Annotated in this window: 18 protein-coding genes; 8 read left to right on the top strand and 10 right to left on the bottom strand. The window is 68.5% G+C overall.

Going from position 1 to position 16,880, the window contains the following annotated elements:
* The first annotated feature begins 118 nt into the window (after nucleotides 1-118).
* The gene (locus DL991_RS23105) at nucleotides 119-1,123 is read left to right on the top strand and encodes an ABC transporter permease (RefSeq protein WP_125786431.1); all 1,005 of its coding nucleotides are present in this window, start codon (nucleotides 119-121) and stop codon (nucleotides 1,121-1,123) included.
* Here DL991_RS23105 and DL991_RS23100 read toward each other — a convergent pair.
* The 3 genes from DL991_RS23100 to DL991_RS23090 are packed head-to-tail and all read right to left on the bottom strand — an operon-like array spanning nucleotide 1,061 to nucleotide 2,860.
* A complete protein-coding gene (locus DL991_RS23100; RefSeq protein WP_125786430.1) occupies nucleotides 1,061-1,471 on the bottom strand; it encodes a secondary thiamine-phosphate synthase enzyme YjbQ in 411 nt (136 codons plus the stop codon). The two genes, DL991_RS23105 and DL991_RS23100, sit on opposite strands and share 63 nt — an antisense overlap.
* A gap of 5 nt (nucleotides 1,472-1,476) precedes the next feature.
* A complete protein-coding gene (locus DL991_RS23095) occupies nucleotides 1,477-2,286 on the bottom strand; it encodes a DUF3626 domain-containing protein (RefSeq protein WP_199754038.1) in 810 nt (269 codons plus the stop codon).
* 10 nt (nucleotides 2,287-2,296) lie between these two features.
* Complete coding sequence (locus DL991_RS23090) at nucleotides 2,297-2,860, bottom strand: XRE family transcriptional regulator (protein ID WP_125786429.1); 564 nt, start codon at nucleotides 2,858-2,860, stop codon at nucleotides 2,297-2,299.
* Nucleotides 2,861-2,891: 31 nt separating this feature from the next.
* Between DL991_RS23090 and DL991_RS23085 the strand changes: the two genes are divergently transcribed.
* Entirely contained in the window at nucleotides 2,892-3,422 is a 531-nt protein-coding gene (locus DL991_RS23085; protein ID WP_125786924.1) for a GNAT family N-acetyltransferase, read from the top strand.
* A 332-nt stretch (nucleotides 3,423-3,754) separates the two neighbouring features.
* Here the strand turns inward: DL991_RS23085 and DL991_RS23080 are convergent, their stop codons facing one another.
* From DL991_RS23080 to DL991_RS23060, 5 genes are all read right to left on the bottom strand, one after another.
* Entirely contained in the window at nucleotides 3,755-4,399 is a 645-nt protein-coding gene (locus DL991_RS23080) for a response regulator transcription factor (protein WP_034311085.1), read from the bottom strand.
* Between the two features lie 16 nt (nucleotides 4,400-4,415).
* Entirely contained in the window at nucleotides 4,416-5,687 is a 1,272-nt protein-coding gene (locus DL991_RS23075) for a sensor domain-containing protein (protein WP_125786428.1), read from the bottom strand.
* A 264-nt stretch (nucleotides 5,688-5,951) separates the two neighbouring features.
* Nucleotides 5,952-6,152, bottom strand: a complete 201-nt coding sequence (locus DL991_RS23070; protein ID WP_125786427.1) for a hypothetical protein — start codon at nucleotides 6,150-6,152, stop codon at nucleotides 5,952-5,954.
* Nucleotides 6,153-6,162: 10 nt separating this feature from the next.
* A complete protein-coding gene (locus tag DL991_RS23065) occupies nucleotides 6,163-7,278 on the bottom strand; it encodes an acyl-CoA desaturase (protein ID WP_125786426.1) in 1,116 nt (371 codons plus the stop codon).
* Between the two features lie 13 nt (nucleotides 7,279-7,291).
* Nucleotides 7,292-8,383 (bottom strand): ferredoxin reductase, encoded by a 1,092-nt coding sequence (locus DL991_RS23060; protein WP_125786425.1) that lies wholly within the window; start codon nucleotides 8,381-8,383, stop codon nucleotides 7,292-7,294.
* Nucleotides 8,384-8,472: 89 nt separating this feature from the next.
* On the opposite strand from DL991_RS23060, the gene DL991_RS23055 reads away from it, so the two are divergent.
* From DL991_RS23055 to DL991_RS23035, 5 genes are all read left to right on the top strand, one after another.
* Nucleotides 8,473-9,129, top strand: a complete 657-nt coding sequence (locus DL991_RS23055; protein ID WP_125786424.1) for a TetR family transcriptional regulator — start codon at nucleotides 8,473-8,475, stop codon at nucleotides 9,127-9,129.
* A gap of 376 nt (nucleotides 9,130-9,505) precedes the next feature.
* Nucleotides 9,506-10,612 (top strand): Re/Si-specific NAD(P)(+) transhydrogenase subunit alpha, encoded by a 1,107-nt coding sequence (locus DL991_RS23050; protein WP_125786423.1) that lies wholly within the window; start codon nucleotides 9,506-9,508, stop codon nucleotides 10,610-10,612.
* Nucleotides 10,612-10,911, top strand: coding sequence for an NAD(P) transhydrogenase subunit alpha (locus DL991_RS23045; protein WP_007032801.1), 300 nt, complete (start codon nucleotides 10,612-10,614; stop codon nucleotides 10,909-10,911). The genes DL991_RS23050 and DL991_RS23045 overlap by 1 nt, the downstream gene beginning before the upstream one ends.
* Complete coding sequence (locus DL991_RS23040) at nucleotides 10,908-12,293, top strand: NAD(P)(+) transhydrogenase (Re/Si-specific) subunit beta (protein ID WP_125786422.1); 1,386 nt, start codon at nucleotides 10,908-10,910, stop codon at nucleotides 12,291-12,293. Before DL991_RS23045 ends, DL991_RS23040 begins: the two co-directional genes overlap by 4 nt.
* On the top strand, nucleotides 12,290-13,039 hold the full coding sequence (locus tag DL991_RS23035) for a lipoate--protein ligase family protein (protein WP_125786421.1): 750 nt from the start codon (nucleotides 12,290-12,292) through the stop codon (nucleotides 13,037-13,039). Before DL991_RS23040 ends, DL991_RS23035 begins: the two co-directional genes overlap by 4 nt.
* Before the next feature lie 92 nt (nucleotides 13,040-13,131).
* On the opposite strand, the gene DL991_RS23030 is transcribed toward DL991_RS23035, so the two are convergent.
* Nucleotides 13,132-13,851: a histone-like nucleoid-structuring protein Lsr2 gene (locus DL991_RS23030; RefSeq protein WP_125786420.1), complete on the bottom strand. Its 720-nt coding sequence runs from the start codon at nucleotides 13,849-13,851 to the stop codon at nucleotides 13,132-13,134.
* A gap of 158 nt (nucleotides 13,852-14,009) precedes the next feature.
* On the opposite strand from DL991_RS23030, the gene DL991_RS23025 reads away from it, so the two are divergent.
* The gene (locus DL991_RS23025; protein ID WP_199754037.1) at nucleotides 14,010-15,383 is read left to right on the top strand and encodes an NAD(P)/FAD-dependent oxidoreductase; all 1,374 of its coding nucleotides are present in this window, start codon (nucleotides 14,010-14,012) and stop codon (nucleotides 15,381-15,383) included.
* On the opposite strand, the gene DL991_RS23020 is transcribed toward DL991_RS23025, so the two are convergent.
* Nucleotides 15,380-16,840, bottom strand: a complete 1,461-nt coding sequence (locus DL991_RS23020) for a hypothetical protein (RefSeq protein ID WP_199754036.1) — start codon at nucleotides 16,838-16,840, stop codon at nucleotides 15,380-15,382. The genes DL991_RS23025 and DL991_RS23020 overlap by 4 nt on opposite strands.
* Between the last annotated feature and the right edge of the window lie 40 nt (nucleotides 16,841-16,880).

Genomic DNA, 16,880 nt, shown 5'->3' with positions numbered 1-16,880 from the left:
GGAGTAGTCACGCGGTCGACGGTACCGGTGAGCTTATTCAACGTCTGTTGACTTCTTTGGCACGGGCGCCTACCTTGGCGAATAATTCAACGTAAGATGAATAAATGGGAGGACGGCCATGCCGACCCAGAGCCATCGCCCCGCCGGGGCGTTCGCCTTACTCGCCGCGGTGGCCGGTGCGCTGATCGCCGCCGTACTCGGCTTTCTCACCTTCGGCGCGCAGGCCACCGTCGCACCCGACGGCCTCCCCATCGCCGTGGCCGCGCCCCCGGGGCCGCTCCAGGCGGCCGCGAAGGGGATCGCGTCCCATGGCGGAGGGCAGGTCTCGTGGCGGGTGACCTCTCTTGGGGAAGGCCGGAAACTGTTGGAGGACAAGGAGGTCTACGGAGTCCTCGAACTTCCGTCGACGGTCGTCGTCTCCGGGGCGGTGAACCCGTCCGGAACGCAGATCGCGCAACAGGTGCTGACCGGTGCCGCGCAAGCACTGGGCGGGACACCCAAGGTCGAAACGCTGCATCCCGCCAGTGCGGCTGGCCGGGTCGCACCGCTCGCGCTGAGCGCGCTGGCTTGGGTCGGCTGCCTGGCCGCCGGCGCCGTGCTGATCCTGGCCGGACGGCGGATCGGCCGGAACGCGGGAGTCGCCGCGCGCTTCACACAGATCGTTTCGGCAGGTGTGCTGGTCACCGGTGTGCTGGCCGGATTCCTGAAGCTGTGGGACTCCTCGCTCCCGCTGGGCTGGGACGTCCTCGGCTTCCTTTTCCTGGCCTCGACCGCCTTCGCCGCTGTGCAGACCGGCCTGCTGCGCCTGCTCGGCGTGCGGGCGATGGCGATCCTCGGCCCGCTGTACCTGGTCGCGCCCGCCGTCGCGGGTCAGGTGCCGGAACTGCTGAACCCCGCGTATCGCGCGGTGCTGTGGTCGTGGACGCCGTTCCGGTTCTCCGCCGAAGGCCTCCGGAGCCTGCTGCAGGGCGTGCCCGGCGCGCCGGACGTCGCGACCGGGGGGTGGGTGCTCGCCGGACTGCTCGCGGCGGGGTTGCTGTTCGCGCTGTGGCCGGGCCGGTCAGCCCTCCAGAAGACTGAAGCGGACTCGCCGGACCGGGTTGTCCAGGTTGGTGTCCACTAGGCAGACCGACTGCCAGGTGCCCAGCGTCAGCACGCCGCCGAGCACCGGGATCGTCGCATACGGCGGCAGCAGCGCGGGCAGGACGTGGTCACGGCCGTGACCGGGACTGCCGTGCTGGTGCCGCCAGCGGCCGTCGCGGGGGAGCAGGTCGTCGAGTGCCGCCAGCAGGTCTTCGTCGCTGCCCGCGCCGGTCTCGAGGATCGCCAGCCCGGACGTCGCATGCGGGACGAAGACGTGCAGGATCCCGTCCTCGGCGTCCGCGTCGCGCAGGAACGTCTCGGCGTCCTTGGTCAGGTCGTGCACCACGGCCACGCTGCCGGTGCGCACCTCGATCTCCGTGGAGTACATGCTCTTCACGGTAGTGCCCCGAAGCGTGCGACGTAGTGCCAGACGCGTTTGAGGGCCTGCTGGTCGAGGTGGTGGGCTTCGCCGAGGACACGTGGATCGAGATAGCCGTCCTCGGCCAGTGTCAGGCCGAGTTCGACGAATTCGGCACCGCGGTAGCCGGGGTGCCGTTCGAGTTCTTCGGTCGACAGGCGGAAACCCGGATGCCATTCGACCGGGCAGCCGAGTCGTGACGCGGCCTTCTCGACGTCGGTGCCGCGGTGACTCGGGTCGAGGACGAGCGCTTGGACATCCGTCGCGAGGTCGACGGGGCCGTGGACGTGCGCTTCGATGTAGTCGTCGAGAAGATCGGTGTCGTCTTGCTCCGCCAAGGTGATCAGCGCGGAAACCCTGGTGCCGTGGCCGAAATCTCGGGGCGACAGCACGCTGTCCGGGTAACAGAACGTCGTCCTGTCCACGGTGTGCGCGGCCATCCGGAAATGGGCCGAGCCGAATCTCGGCGCGCCGCCGGCCGCGCGGCGACGGAAGTTCAAGGCGCCGTACTTCGGCCGTTCGGCGGGCGGCGCGTCGTCGTAGGCACCGCCGAACATCCGGCTCTCCCACTGCCAGCGATCTCCGCCGGGATACGCGGTCAGCCCTCCGTTGCTCGTCCCGGTCTCGAACTGGTTGCGGTAGAACCCGTCCGCCGCCATCGCTGCCAGCAGCGGGCGTCCGTCCACTGTGGAACTGTCCGGATGGAAGTGCAGGGTCACCGGCAGCCCGGCCTCGAACCCGCCGCGTGCTTTCGCCGCGACGTACGCGAGGGCCCGATGCGCCATCACCCGAGTATCAGGCGTGCCGCCGGGCGAGCGCGACCAGATATCGGACCGGCTCCCCGGTCGGGTTGACGTAGGCGCACTGCTGCGGACTGCCGAGCTGAAGGCAGTCTCCCGCGTCGAGTTCGTGCTCGACGTCGCCCTCGCGGAACCGCAAATGCCCGTCCAGCACCCAGATCTGGTGGTGGGTCAGCGCATAGGTGTGGGCAGGGAAGGCGACCTCGGCGCCTGCGGGCAGCGCGACCTCGACCAGTTCGAGCGGCCCGCCGAGCGAAGGCGACACCGCGCGGCGCACATAGCCGGTGTCCGGGTCGGTCCAGGTCGGCTGATCGGCCGCGCGCACCAGCCTGCGGTCACCGTGTTCGGCGCGCGCGATCAACTCGGACAACGTCATCCCGAGGGCGGCGGAGAGCCTGCTGAGCAGGACGGCCGTCGGCTGCGCCTCGCCGCGTTCGATCTTGCCGATCATCGCCCTGGACACCCCCGAGGACTCGGCGAGGGCGTTGGCCGAAAGATTCTGGTCGAGTCTCGCGGACTGGAGCGTCGCGGCGAGCGACGCGGACAAGGGATCCGACATGCTGCTCACTATAGTGGCAGCCTCGGTTACTATGGTTGCCATGGTGATCAGGGAAGCGACGGAAGCCGACGCGACGGCGTGCGCGGAGATCTACGCGCCGTATGTCACCGACACGGTGATCTCGTTCGAGACCGAGCCGCCCAAACCGGACGAGATGGCCGAGCGCATCGCCAAGGCGCAGCGATCGCATGCCTGGCTCGTGCTTGAAGACGACGAAGGCCGCGTCACCGGCTACGCCTACGGAGGCCCGTTCAGCGGCCGACCTTCCTATCGCTGGTCTTGCGAGGTCAGTATCTATCTGGAGCTCGGCCGACGGCGGACCGGTGGCGGGCGCGCGCTCTATCAAGCGCTGCTGGACAAGCTGGCGTCGCGTGGCTTCCGGAACTTCTGCGCGGGAATGGTGCTGCCGAATGACGCGAGCGCCGGATTGCACAGCGCGATGGGATTCGAGCCGGTGGGGACCTATCGGCGGATCGGGTACAAGCACGGGGCCTGGCGGGATGTCATGTGGGTGCAGCTGTGCCTGCCGGAGGTGGACGGGGTGCCGGTGGAGCCGGCTTAGGCCGTGTCCGGTAAGTATCGCCGGGCGTGCTGACCTGTGGAAAGGGAGCGGGGGACCTTTGCTGTCGCCTCCGGTTCAGTCCACCCGGCCCGTCCACAGCATCGCCCGGTAGGCCTTCGCCGGCTGGATCGGCCGAAGGGAGCTTCCCCCGCATGCCATTCAGCGAAAGCGTCCTTCACCGCACGAGATGACGTTGTTGGCGAATTCATGGCCTGGGCGGTTCACGTCGACGGACATCACCCGTGATCGGACGCCGATCTCGCGTGACTGGAGGCCGACCTCGCCCGTGGCCGGATCCGCCGATGCGGCGAAGCTCCCCTTCAGTCCACTTCTCAGGACTCCAGGTACCGCAGCACAGCGAGAACCCGCCGATTGTCCCCTTCGGACTGAGGCAGCGCCAGCTTCCCGAAGATGCTCGACACGTACTTCTCCACCGAGCCCGCCGAAAGGAACAGCGCCGCCGCGATGGCCGAGTTCGACCGCCCCTCGGCCATCAGTCCCAGCACCTCTCGCTCCCGCGGCGTCAGTCCCGCGAGCGCGTCCGTCTTCCGGGTGGCGGTGAACAGCTGACTGACCACTTCCGGGTCGAGCACGGTCTCACCGTCGGCGACCCGCTGAAGCGCGTCGAGGAAGTCCGACACCTCCGCGACTCGGTCCTTCAGCAGGTAGCCGACGCCACCCGCGCGGTCGGCGAGGAGTTCCGTCGCGTACTGCGTTTCGACGTACTGCGAGAACAGCAGGATGGCGCACCCCGGCAGCTCCGCACGCAACGCGATCGACGCGCGGAGTCCTTCGTCCGTGTGCGTCGGCGGCATCCGGATGTCCACAATGGACACGTCCGGCCGGTGTTCGCGAACCGCCGCGCACAGGCTGTCGCCGTCGGCGACGGCCGCGACGACCTCGTGCCCCCGAAGATTCAGCAGTTCGACGAGTCCCGCCCGCAGGATGGCCGAATCCTCCGCGATCACGACGCGCACGCCGCCCCCCATTGTTCTATTTCCGTAGTGGTATCTCCGCGCTGATCACCGTAGGCCCCCCGGGAGGGCTGTCGATGTCGAGCCCGCCGTCCACTGTCGCGAGCCTCTCGGCGATCCCGGCGAGCCCGCCGCCGCGTTCCAGCCGGGCGCCGCCTTCACCGCCGTCCCGCACCACGAGGCGCAGGCCGTCGCCGACGATACCCACGTCGACCTCGATCGCGGCGGAAGTGTGTTTGGCGGCATTGGTCAGCAACTCGGCGACGGTGAAGTAGGCGATCGTCTCGATCGACGGCGACGGCCTGCTCGGCAGGTCCACGGTGATCCGCGCGTCGATGCCCGAGCCCGCGGCCAAAGTGGACAGTGCGACGTCGAGGCCGGCGTCGAGTGCGGCGGGGTGGATGCCGCGGGCGAGGTCGCGCAGCTCGACCAGCGCCTGTTTCGCGTTGGCGTGTGCGGCGGTGACCAGGGCGGTGACCTGCTCGATGTCGCCGTCGCCGGCCAGCTCGTCCTTCGCGATGCCGAGCTTCATCGCGAGCGCGACCAGCTGGGCCTGCGCGCCGTCGTGAAGGTCGCGTTCGATCCGGCGCAGCCGCCGCGTCGCGTCGTCGACCGCGGTCGCCCGGGTGCGTTCGAGGTCGCGTACACGTTTGGAGAGGTCCTCGGCGCCGAGGACCCCGCGCACCAGCAGGCGGTCGAATTCGGCGAGGCCGTGGACCACCCACGGCATCGCCAGCAGTACGGCCAGCCCGGTGAGGGCGAGCGGCAGGGTGAGAGGCCAGGTGTCGACGCGGAGGTCGAACGTCGGCATGGCCTCGCCGTTCAGGGTGAACCAGAACAGCGGATAGGTCAGCGTGCTCACGGCGTACACGAACAGGGACACGACCAGGAAGAACCCGGTCAACGACAACGGCAGCCGGATCACCAGGTAGGCGATCGACCGCCAGCCCATCGGATCCCCGAGCCGCCCTTTGACCCCGTTCCAGAGCCCCGGCCGCGGTTCGGGCCGGGCCGGCGGGGCGACCGTGGTCCCGAGCAGGGCACGCGCCAGGCCGATGTGGACAGCGCCGATCAGCCGCGCACCCGCCAAGACGCCGATGAGCACCGGCAGGCCGATGGTGAGCAGGCTCAGGCCGATCCCGAGGAACAGCCCGACGACGACGAGCGCCATGAACACCAGCGTCAGCGGCGCGCCGATGATCACCCACGCCAGCTCGGCCCAGTACGCGCGGCTCAGCTGCGCGCTGAGGACGTGACCGGCGAACCGGCGCGGAGCGAGGCGGGTGATCATGGCTTCAGCCTGCCGTGGTCACCGCCTCGTGCCCATCCGGTTTTCCGTAATCTTCGCCGACGCGGCTGTGGCAGGTTGCGAAGGCTTGTTTCGCGACATGGGTCGGCAGCCGAAGTCCGTGAAGGCCTCCTTGAGGGACCCAGAGTCCCTCAAGGAGGCCTTCACGGACTTCCGGAGGCTCGCCAGCCGTCCACAGGACGCGAATCAAGGGGAATGTCGCTTTGTCCTACCCCTCGATAACCCGAATCGCCACTCACGATTCCTCTAGTCTTCGCGGGTCCCGTCGGCCTGCGCCCGCTGGGACGCCTCACGCATCTCGATGACGTCCGTCAGCCAATCGCCGGTCTCGCGGGCGATGTCCCGGATCGCGCCGGTGATGATCGTCGCGATGTTGCCGATGTGGGTGGCCGCGGACTCGGTGACCTCTTGGACCACGTCCTTGGTGCTTTCGAACTGACCGACCATGTCAGACACCTTAAGCCGCTCGGAGGGTCTTGTCGCTCTCCACGGTAGCCGGAGTGCGGGGTTCACCGTTCCAGGGCAGTGCCAGTTTCACGATCTTCTTGGCCACCGAGAACAGCTGCTTGTGCAGGGGACCGGTGTTGTAGGGCAGGCCGTACTTCTCGCAGATCGCCCGCACCTCGCCCGCGATCTGCGGGTAGCGGCGCGCGGGGATGTCCGGGAACAGGTGATGCTCGATCTGGTGCGAGAGGTTCCCGGTCATGATGTGGAAGAGCTTGCCGCCGCTGATGTTCGCCGAGCCGAGGATCTGCCGCAGGTACCACTGGCCCCGCGACTCGTTCTCGGTCTCCTCCTCGGTGAAGCTCTCGACGTCTGCGGGGAAGTGCCCGCAGAAGATGATCGAGAACGCCCACAGGTTGCGGGTCAGGTTCGCGGTGGCGTTGCCGAGGAAGGTCAGCGGTGCGAGCGGACCGGTCAGCAACGGGAAGAGCACGTAGTCCTTGCCGACCTGGCGCCCGGCCTTCTTGAGCATCTTCAGGCCGACCTCCTTGTTGTCCGACCACTTGCGCTCGCCCTTGACGACGCGGTCGAACTCGAGGTCGTGCAGCATGACGCCCCACTGGAAGAACAGCGCGAGCAGCGTCGCGTACACCGGGTTGCCCAGGTAGTACGGGTTCCACTTCTGCGCCGGGTCGATCCGCAGGACGCCGTAACCGATGTCGCGGTCCTTGTCGAGGATGTTCGTGTACGTGTGGTGGATGTAGTTGTGGGAGTGGCGCCAGTTCTCCGACGGCGCGACGGTGTCCCATTCGAACTTCTGCGAGCTCAGCGCCGGGTCGCGCGTCCAGTCGTATTGGCCGTGCATGACGTTGTGGCCGATCTCCATGTTGTCGAGGATCTTCGCCACCGAAAGCGCGGTCACCCCGGCGACCCACGCCGGCGGGAAGAACCCGGCGAACAGCAGCCCGCGCCCGGCGACTTCGAGCGCGCGCTGGGTCTTGATCACGTTGTGGATGTAGTCGACGTCGACCTGGCCGAGGTCGGCGACGATCCGCTGCCGGATCTCGTCCAGTTCGCGGCCGAACTCCTCGACCTGGGCGGGGGTGAGCTTGTCCTGCAAGCCGGTCATCGCGGGCTCCTTTCTAAGCGTTGATCTCGACGTCCCCGACCGGGACGGAGATGCAGAGCTGGATCTCTTCGTTCTCTTCGCTGGAGGTCTCGCCGGTCTTGGCGTTGCGCACGCAGCCGGAGGTCTTGATCTGAGTGCAGGAGAAGCAGATGCCCATCCGGCAACCGTGCTCCGGACTGAGCCCCGCCTCTTCGGCCTGCTCCAGCAACGGTTTCCCGGAGTTGGCGAATTCGCGGCCGCTGCGCGCGAACCGCACCTGCCCTTCGGCGTTCTCGGTGTCGAAGGTGAGCGCCGGTGGCGTGAACTCCTCGGTGTGCAGATGTACACCCAGGCCGTCGGCCTCGAAGACCTCGCGAACCGAATCCATCAGCGGCTTCGGACCGCACAGGAAGGTTTCGGCGTCGGGATACCACGGCGCGGCCTCGGCGAGGTGCTCCTTCGAGAAGAACCCGTGCAGGTCGCCTCCGGTTTTGGCGTGAGTGAACGCGTGTACCACCCGCAGGCCGGGCAGGCGGCGCGCGAGGTCGGCGAGCTCGGCGCTGTAGAGCGCGTCTTCGGCCCCGTTGGAGTAGTGCAGGAAGGCGAGATCACCCTCGTACTTCTCGTGCGCGAGCGTGCGCAGCATCGACAGGACGGGCGTGATCCCGCTCCCGCCGCTGAGCAGCAGGATCCGCCGCGGCCTCGGCGAAGGCAGGGTGAACTCACCGTCCGGAGTGGACAGTCCGAGCACCGAACCGATGGTGACCGTGCGGTTCAGGTGTCGCGAGACGAGCCCCTGCGGGTCGGCCTTGATGGTCAGTTCCAGTGATCCGTCGTGCTCCGAACCGGCGGGTGAGTAACAGCGGGTCCGGCGGACGCCGTCGATCTCGACGGTCACCCGCACGTACTGGCCCGCGACGTGTCCCCGCCAGGCGCGGCTCGGCCGGATGGTCAGCGTGACCGTGTCGGGTGTCTGGCGCCGGACGTCGGTGACCAGGCCGCGGATCTCCCGGCGGACCAGCATCGGATCGACGAGTTCGAGGTAGCGGTCCATGCCATGGGGCGTGAGCAGGGCCTCGGCCAGCGAGGCCAGCCGCCTGGCCCTGCGCGGTACCAGTGCCGTCATCACTTCTCCCAAATTCAGTGAACGCTTGTACACTCAATAGTGAAGTGGCGATGGTCGCGCTTGTCAACGCGAGAGGAGGGCGATGTGACGTGAGTGATACCGCGGAGGCCATTACGCTGTCCGTCGTGACAACGGAGCCCGTTTCCCGGCAGGAGCGCAAACAGCGCACACGGCAGGCGCTGCTGGACGCCGCCCTGGATCTGGTGGCGGAACGAGGGTTCTCCGGGCTGAGCCTGCGCGAGGTGGCGAAACAGGCAGGCATCGTGCCGACGGCGTTCTACCGCCATTTCGCGTCGATGGACGAACTGGGCGTGGCGCTCGTCGAGGAGTCGATGCGCACACTGCGCACGATGATCCGTTCGGCACGCACCAAACCGGCCGCGTACAACGACATGATCAAGATGTCCGTGCGCATCCTGCGCGAGCACGTCCGGGCGCACGAGGACCACTTCCATTTCCTCACCCGGGAGCGTTACGGCGGCACGGGACCGGTCCGGCAGGCGATCGCGTTCGAGCTCAAGCTCTTCGTCAGCGAACTCGCCGTCGACCTCGCGCGGTTCGACAATCTCCGCGAATGGAGCACCGAAGATCTCCACCTGCTCGCCGACCTGATCGTGACGACAATGCTCACGACGGTGCTGGAGTTGCTCGAGGCACCGTCGCGGGACGACGAGATCGGGCGTACGGCCGAACGGCGGCTGCGGCTGATCTTTCTGGGCGTGCCGAACTGGCGAAGCGTTCCGTGATGCGGAAAGCGTTCGCCCCACAGGCGCCAGCAGCCACAACAGTGGCGCGTGAAGGCCCCCTTCCCTCGGCTCAGCCGAGGAAACTCGACCTTCATGTACTCCGGCGGGCAAAGACATCGGCCAAGCCCTCGTGAGTGGCGATTCGGGTTAGAACACGAAACGCCACTCACGACCACCCGGACACACCACGTTCGGCCTTCCTCTCACCAGCGGCCGACCCCATATGACGTCGCGCACCTGGATCGATGGCTGGATCGATCGTGATGAGCGATGTCACGGAAAGATGCCGCCCGGATACGTTCAGCCAGGAAAGTTGTCGGCCGGACGTGGTAAACAGTGCGGGTTCGTGTGGTCCTCTCCAGCGAGGAGGTCGCCTGTGGCGGCAGAAAACGAGCAGCTCACGGTCGGTGTTGTCCGGGAAACCGGACAAGGTGAACGCCGCATCGCGCTGGTACCGAAGCTCATCGAGCGCGTCTCCGGACGCGGACTGCGGGTGGTGGTCGAGCCCGGCGCGGGCGCCGGCGCGCTGCTCGCCGACGAGACCTTCGAGCAGGCCGGCGCGGTGATCGGCGATCCGTGGGATGCCGACATCGTGGTGAAGGTGGCGCCTCCGAGCGCGGCCGAAGTCGCGAAGCTCAAGCAGGGCACCATTCTCATCGGCTTCCTGAATCCACGGGGTGATCCGGACGGGATAGCGGCGCTCGAATCGGCGGGCGTCCGCGCCTTCGCCGTCGAGGCGATCCCGCGGATCTCCCGCGCGCAGGCGATGGACGCGTTGTCGTCGCAGAGCAGTGTCGCGGGCTATCGCGCGGTACTGCTGGCGGCGGAGAAACTCACCCGGTTCTTCCCGATGCTCACCACCGCGGCCGGAACGGTGCCACCGGCGAAGGTGCTCGTACTCGGCGCGGGTGTCGCCGGTTTGCAGGCCTTGGCGACGGCGAAACGGCTCGGCGCGCAGACCACCGGGTACGACGTCCGGCCCGAGGTCGGTGAGCAGGTCAAGTCGCTCGGCGCGAAATTCCTCGACCTCGGCATCGAGGCGGTCGGCGAAGGCGGGTACGCCCGCGAGCTGACCGACGAGGAAAAGGCCGAGCAGCAACGCAGGCTCACCGAGGCGATCACGAGGTTCGACGTCGTGATCACCACCGCGCTCGTCCCTGGCCGCAAGGCGCCGGTCCTCGTCACCGCCGACGCGGTGAAAGGGATGCCCGCCGGTGGTGTCGTGGTCGACCTCGCCGGCGAGTCCGGCGGCAACTGCGAACTGACGAAACCGGGCGAGGAGGTCGTCGAGCACGACGTCACCATCTGCTCGCCGCTCAACCTCGCCGCGGAGATGCCCGCGCATTCCAGCGAGCTCTACGCGCGCAATGTCACCGAGTTGCTCGAACTGCTCGTCGACTCCGACGGCAAGCTCGCGCTCGACTTCTCCGACGAGATCGTCGCCGGGGCCTGCGTCGCCGGAAAAGAAGAAGGGGGCGAGTGATGCTCGTAGGCAGTTTGGCGATCCTCGTACTCGCCGGATTCGTGGGCTTCACGGTCATTTCCAAGGTGCCCAACACGCTGCACACCCCGCTCATGTCGGGCACCAACGCCATCCACGGCATCGTCCTGCTCGGCGGGCTCATCGTGCTCGGCCTCGGGGTCGACGGCGTACTGAACAAGATCCTGCTGGTGATCGCGATCGCCTTCGGCACGATCAACGTGGTCGGCGGCTTCCTCGTCACCGACCGGATGCTCTCGATGTTCAAGGCGAAGAAGCCGGAAGACGGTGGTGACAAGTGACGACCTTCATCGCCGTCCTCTACATCATTTCCTTCGCACTGTTCATCTACGGCCTGATGGGCCTGACCGGTCCGCGCACCGCGGTACGCGGCAACTGGATCGCCGCGATCGGCATGGGCATCGCGGTGATCGCGACGCTGCTGACACCGGGAATGAGCAACTGGCTGCTGATCGCGCTCGGTGTCGCGATCGGTGTCGTCGTCGGCGTGCCGTCCGCGCGCAAGGTGAAGATGACCGCGATGCCGCAGATGGTGGCGTTGTTCAACGGCGTCGGCGGCGGGGCGGTCGCGCTCATCGCGTGGGTCGAGTTCCGCACCACCGAGGGCTACGCGCACGAGCCGGCGTACGTCGCGATCGCGTCGTTGTTCGCCGCGATCGTCGGATCCGTGTCCTTCTGGGGCTCGAACATCGCGTTCGGGAAACTGCAGGAGCTCATCTCCGGCCGCCCGATCACGCTGGGCAAACTGCAGCAGCCGGTGAACGCGCTGGTGCTGATCGCCGCGATCGTCTTCGCGGTCGTCATCGCCGTCGGCGGTGACGCCGAACTGCTGATGATCGGCCTGCTGCTCGCGGCCGGCGTGCTCGGCGTGGTGGTCGTGCTGCCGATCGGCGGCGCGGACATGCCGGTCGTCATCTCGTTGCTGAACGCGCTCACCGGATTGTCGGCCGCGGCCATGGGGCTCGCGCTCGACAACACCGCGCTGATCGTGGCGGGCATGATCGTCGGTGCTTCGGGTTCGATCCTGACGAACCTGATGGCGAAGGCGATGAACCGGTCGATCCCGGCCATCGTCGCCGGCGGGTTCGGTGGCGGCACGGCGGTGGCGAGCAGTGGCTCCGGCGAGGTTCGCCCGGTCCGCAGCACCAGCGCGTCCGACACCGCGATCCAGATGGCGTACGCGAACAAGGTCGTGGTCGTCCCCGGCTACGGCATGGCCGTCGCGCAGGCACAGCACGTGGTCCGCGAGATGGCGAAACTGCTGGAGGCCAAGGGGATCACGGTCGCCTACGCCATCCACCCGGTGGCGGGCCGGATGCCGGGGCATATGAACGTGCTCCTCGCCGAGGCCGACGTCCCGTACGAACAGCTCAAGGAAATGGACGAGATCAACTCCGAGTTCGCCCAGACCGACGTCGCGCTGGTGATCGGCGCGAACGACGTCACGAACCCGGCCGCGGAGACCGATCCGGGCTCGCCCATCTACGGAATGCCGATCCTCAAGGTGAACCACAGCCGGTCGGTGATCGTGCTCAAGCGCTCGATGAGCTCGGGCTTCGCCGGCATCGACAACGAGCTCTTCTACGATGCGAAGACAAGCATGCTCTTCGGCGACGCCAAATCGTCGGTGGGCGAGATCGTGGAGGAACTCAAAGCACTGTGATCGGTCCTTCGGAAGTCGTCGCCTCGTTCGACGACCCGGCCGACAACCTCGCGTTCGACGAAGCCCTCCTGCGTGCCGCGCCGGAGGCGCCGGTCCTGTGGATCTGGCGCAGCACCGACTCCGTGGTCGTGGGGCGGGGGCAGAAGATCGAACGCGAGGTCAAGGCCGACGTCTGCGCCGGCGACGGCGTCCCGGTGCTGCGTCGGGCCAGCGGCGGCGGCACCGTCTTCCACGATCCCGGCAATCTCAACATCACCCTCGTCCTGCCAGAGCTCGGCTTGTCGGCGAAAGCCGTCAAGCCGCTCGAAGCGCTCGGGGAACTGATGACCGCGACGGTGGCCGAACTCGGGCTGCCGTCGCGGGTCGGTGATCGGGGACTGTTCGTCGGTGACGCGAAGTTGTGCGGTTTCGCCGTGTTCCGGACGAGAACGGGCTTGCTCGCGCATTCGACACTGCTCGTGTCGACCGCGGCCGAGCGGGTCGGCCGGTACCTCACTTCGGCCCCCGCGGATCCCCGTCCGCTCGACTCCCACCGGAGCCCGGTCGCGTCGCTCGCCGAGCATGGCCTGCGCAAAGGTGTTGCCGAAGTCACGGCCGCGGTCCGCGTGGCGGCGGCCGCGCGACTGGGTGAACTCACCACCCGGAAGCCCACGGCCGAGGAGCGGGAGTGGCACCGCTCGCTCCGGCAGACGCGGTACGGGTATCCGAAGTGGCATTCGGAAGGGGCTCAGCGTCCGGCCTCGTGAGTGATTTGGGTCGTTGGAACGACCCAAATCACTCACGACAACAAAGGGGCCCCATTCGCTACCACGCGAATGGGGCCCCTTTTGTCTATCGATTACTTTTCGGTGGCCGAGAATGTCACGGCCGGCACCTTACGGGCGGCGCGCGTGGTCTTCTTCGGCTCCGCGGCCTTCTTCACCGGCGTCTTGGCGGCGGCCTTCGGCGCGGCCTTGGCGGCCGTCGTCTTCGCGGCGGCTGCCTTCGCGACAGTCGTCTTGGCCGCGGTCTTCGGCGCGGCCTTGGCCGTGGTCTTGGTCGCGGCGGCGGCGGTCTTCGCGCGGCCTGCCGGAGCCTTGGTCGCGGTGGCCTTCGCCGTCGCGCCGCGGGCCGCCTTCGCCTTGGCAGCGGTGGCTTTCGCCGTGGTCTTGGCCGGAGCCTTGGCCTCTACCTTGGCGGCGGTGGTCTTCGCGGCCGCGGTCTTGGGAGCGGCCTTGGCGGCGGCGGGCCTGCGGCCGGCGACACCCTTCGCGGCGGGCTTGCGGCCCGGCTTCGCGGCCGACTTCGCCTCGGCCTTCGCGGCGGTGGCCGTGGTCTTCGGGGTCGACTTCGACACCCGCGCGCCCTTGGGTCGCTGCACGACCCGCGGCCGCAGTTTCCGTCCACCGATCCGTCGGCCGTTTTCCACATAGGCACGCAGGATTTCCCGGAGTGCGGTGGCGTTGTCGGCCGAAAGGTCGATGTCGTAAGCGATTCCGTCCAAGCCGAAAGCGACTGTTTCTTCGGCCGCCTCGCCGGTCAGATCATCCAGCAAATGCACAGCAGTGTTCCTGGCCATGAAAAAAACCTCCCGCGCTCGATCGTTCTACTGCGTAACCGGCACGGTGCAACCTGAACCCGCGGCTGATGACTCACGCAGCGACACGAGGATAGCGGCAGGTTGCGCGAAGCTGCGCGGTGGTGTGCGCTGAATGCATGTCAGCACAGACTTTTGACGTGATCGTGATCGGAGGCGGCCCCGTCGGCGAGGTCGCCGCCGAACGGGCAGCACGCGGCGGACTGCGGGTCGCGCTCGTCGAACACGAGCGCTTCGGCGGCGAATGTTCTTACTGGGCCTGCATTCCGAGCAAGGCGCTGCTGCGGCCGGGGAACCTCCTCGCCGCCGCCAAGCGGGTGCCCGGCGTCCCGGTGGGCGACGCGGTCGACCCGGCCGAGGTGTTCGCGCGCCGGGACTGGTTCACCGGCAAGGGAGACGACACCGGACAGGTCAAGTGGGCCGAAGGCGTCGGGATCGTCCCGATCCGCGGGCACGGCCGGATCACCGGTGAGCGGGAGGTCACCGTCGACGGCGGCGACATGCTGACCGCGCGGCACGCCGTGATCGTCGCCACGGGCAGCGTCCCACGGACACCGTCGATCCCCGGGCTGGACACCGTTTCCCCGTGGGGTTCGCGAGAGGCGACTTCGGCGGAGAAGGTTCCGGGCCGCCTCGGCGTACTGGGCGGCGGGGTGGTCGGAGTCGAAATGGCGCAGGCCTTCGCCACACTCGGCGCCGAAGTCCACCTGATCATCTCCGGGGCACGTCCCTTGCCGCGGCTGCCGGAGTTCGCGGGTGACGCCGTTATCGCGGGACTCCGCGAAGCCGGGGTCACCGTGCACACCGGCTCCGGGATCGACTCCGTGTCCGCAGTGGACGGTGGCAAGGAATTGGCGTTGAAGGGCGGCGACCGGTTGATCGTCGACGAACTCCTCGTCGCCACCGGCCGCCGCCCGGCGACCGACGGACTCGGTGTCGAGTCGATCGGGCTCGAAGCGGGCGCGCCGCTCGAGACGGACGACAACGGCCGTGTGTCCGCTGTGGACGGTCGCTGGCTGTTCGCCGTCGGGGACGTCACCGGCCGGGCGCCGCTGACCCATCAGGGCAAGTACGCGGCCAGGGCCGCCGGGGACTCCGTGGCCGCGCAGGCGGCGGGCAAGCCGGTCGATTCCGCCGCCTGGAGCGCGCACAGCGCCACGGCCGATCACCACGCCATCCCGCAGGTCGTCTTCACCGACCCGGAGGTCGCTTCGGTCGGGCTCGCCGGACCCGAGGAGGGCAAGCCGCACCGCGTCGTCGACATCGACATCGCGGTCGCCGGTTCGTCGCTGCACGCGGACGGTTACGCGGGCAAGGCGCGGATCGTCGTCGACACCGAACGCGGTGTTCTCCTCGGCGCGACCTTCGTCGGGCAGGACGTGTCCGAACTGCTGCACTCGGCGACGATCGCGATCGTCGGGGAGGTCCCGCTGTCGAGGCTGTGGCACGCGGTCCCGTCGTTCCCCACGATCAGCGAAGTGTGGCTGCGCCTGCTTGAGGCATACGGGCTTTAGCCGTTCACCGGCAGTTCGAGTGCGGCCTTCGCGCCGCGGACCAGGCCGGGATCGTCCGCAGTGGACGGTCCCGGCACCCACACCACCTGCACCAGCCGGACCGACTTCCCGTCGAGGCTGCTCTGGTAGGCGGCGCCCTCGAACACCGGGACCTCGCCCTGCCACTGGTTGGTCTCGGTGGCGAGGTCGAGGATGCCGCCACCGCCGGGGGTGTCGGCGGCGGCCTTGAACGCGGTCGCCTGCCCGGTGTTCGGGAACTCCACGACGGCGATCGTCACCGCGGCGGCCCGGCCGTCGATGGAACTGGCGAAACTGGCCCGTTTCACCCCTGCACAACTCGTCTGCTGAAGGCTCGCCTGGACGTCGCCGTACGCGTGCGACGCGCATTTCTGATCCGCGGCCGACGCCCGCGAGGTGAACTGGATGTTTTCCACCGCGCTGCTGCTCGGAGACGGAGGGCTGCTGGCCGGGGTCGGCGGCGGGGGAGTCTGCGTGGACGCCGTGTCGTCACCACCGGAGGCCACGCTGATGGCCGCGACCAGCAGCACGATGAGCAGGCCGATCGCGGCGACCGGAAGCCACTTCACCGTCTTGGACTGGTGCGACTTCTTCGGGGACGGCTCGGCGGGAGGGCCCGCCGGTGGCGGGGTTCGCCGGGCCGGAGGAGCGGGCTTCGCGGCGGCGGCCTGCTGAACAGGCTGAACGGGCTGAACGGGCGGGGCCGCCTGCACGGGCTTGACGGGGGGAACGGCCGGTTTCGCCGGTCTTTTCGCCTTCCCCGGATGCTGCACCGGAACCGTCGGGGCGATGGCGACGAGCGGGTTCTCGCGGATCACCGTCGGCTCGTCGTCGGAGTAGGCGCTGAACCCCTCGCCGAGCAGCATCTCCTCGGGCATCGGCGGCGCGTCCGGGGCGAGCGCGGCGATCAGTTCCCGCGCCTGCTGGACCGAGCGGGGCCGGGGCGCGGTGGCCAGCGAGACCGTCGCGGCGAGCATCGTCGTCGCCGTCGGGTACAGCACGCGGACCGAGCCGGCGAGATCCGCGGCCGGCTGGTCGACCGTCTCCACATAGGGGCCGACGGCGATGATCGTGCCGATCGGCCCGGCGCCGGGGGCGACGTCCGCGATCTTGTGGGTGCACGCGGCGGACAGCGAGAGCGCGTCCGTGGCCGGGTTGATCGAGGTGTCACCGTGGACCAGCGGCCAGCCGTCGGCCTTCCACGGTCCGCCGAGCGGGGCTTCGAGTTTCAACGCCGGGTCCGGCAGGTCGACGCCGATGACGATGAGGATGCCCTTCGGCATGACGACGACGGCCTCCACGGGCCGCCCGTCGACCGGGCTGGCGCCGACGAGGGCGACCCCGCCGACGACGTTGCTGCCCCGGCCGAGTGAAGCCAGCGCGGCGCGGACGTCCTCGGCCACCCGGGACGGCTGTTGAGCGAGGCGAACGAGTCGCACCGAACCCCTCCCCATCTCGTCGGTCTCGCTGCACAAACTA

Source organism: Amycolatopsis sp. WAC 01375, from assembly GCF_003947325.1.
Lineage (GTDB): Bacteria > Actinomycetota > Actinomycetes > Mycobacteriales > Pseudonocardiaceae > Amycolatopsis.
Note: the sequence above shows the minus strand (reverse complement) of the source record. Positions and strands in the feature narration are given on the sequence as shown.

Coding starts and splice junctions, on each gene's coding strand:
- DL991_RS23105 (WP_125786431.1), top strand. CDS start 119: ATGCCGACCCAGAGCCATCGCCCCGCCGGGGCGTTCGCCTTACTCGCC.
- DL991_RS23100 (WP_125786430.1), bottom strand. CDS start 1,471: ATGTACTCCACGGAGATCGAGGTGCGCACCGGCAGCGTGGCCGTGGTG.
- DL991_RS23095 (WP_199754038.1), bottom strand. CDS start 2,286: ATGGCGCATCGGGCCCTCGCGTACGTCGCGGCGAAAGCACGCGGCGGG.
- DL991_RS23090 (WP_125786429.1), bottom strand. CDS start 2,860: ATGTCGGATCCCTTGTCCGCGTCGCTCGCCGCGACGCTCCAGTCCGCG.
- DL991_RS23085 (WP_125786924.1), top strand. CDS start 2,892: ATGGTTGCCATGGTGATCAGGGAAGCGACGGAAGCCGACGCGACGGCG.
- DL991_RS23075 (WP_125786428.1), bottom strand. CDS start 5,687: ATGATCACCCGCCTCGCTCCGCGCCGGTTCGCCGGTCACGTCCTCAGC.
- DL991_RS23070 (WP_125786427.1), bottom strand. CDS start 6,152: ATGGTCGGTCAGTTCGAAAGCACCAAGGACGTGGTCCAAGAGGTCACC.
- DL991_RS23065 (WP_125786426.1), bottom strand. CDS start 7,278: ATGACCGGCTTGCAGGACAAGCTCACCCCCGCCCAGGTCGAGGAGTTC.
- DL991_RS23060 (WP_125786425.1), bottom strand. CDS start 8,383: ATGACGGCACTGGTACCGCGCAGGGCCAGGCGGCTGGCCTCGCTGGCC.
- DL991_RS23045 (WP_007032801.1), top strand. CDS start 10,612: ATGCTCGTAGGCAGTTTGGCGATCCTCGTACTCGCCGGATTCGTGGGC.
- DL991_RS23030 (WP_125786420.1), bottom strand. CDS start 13,851: ATGGCCAGGAACACTGCTGTGCATTTGCTGGATGATCTGACCGGCGAG.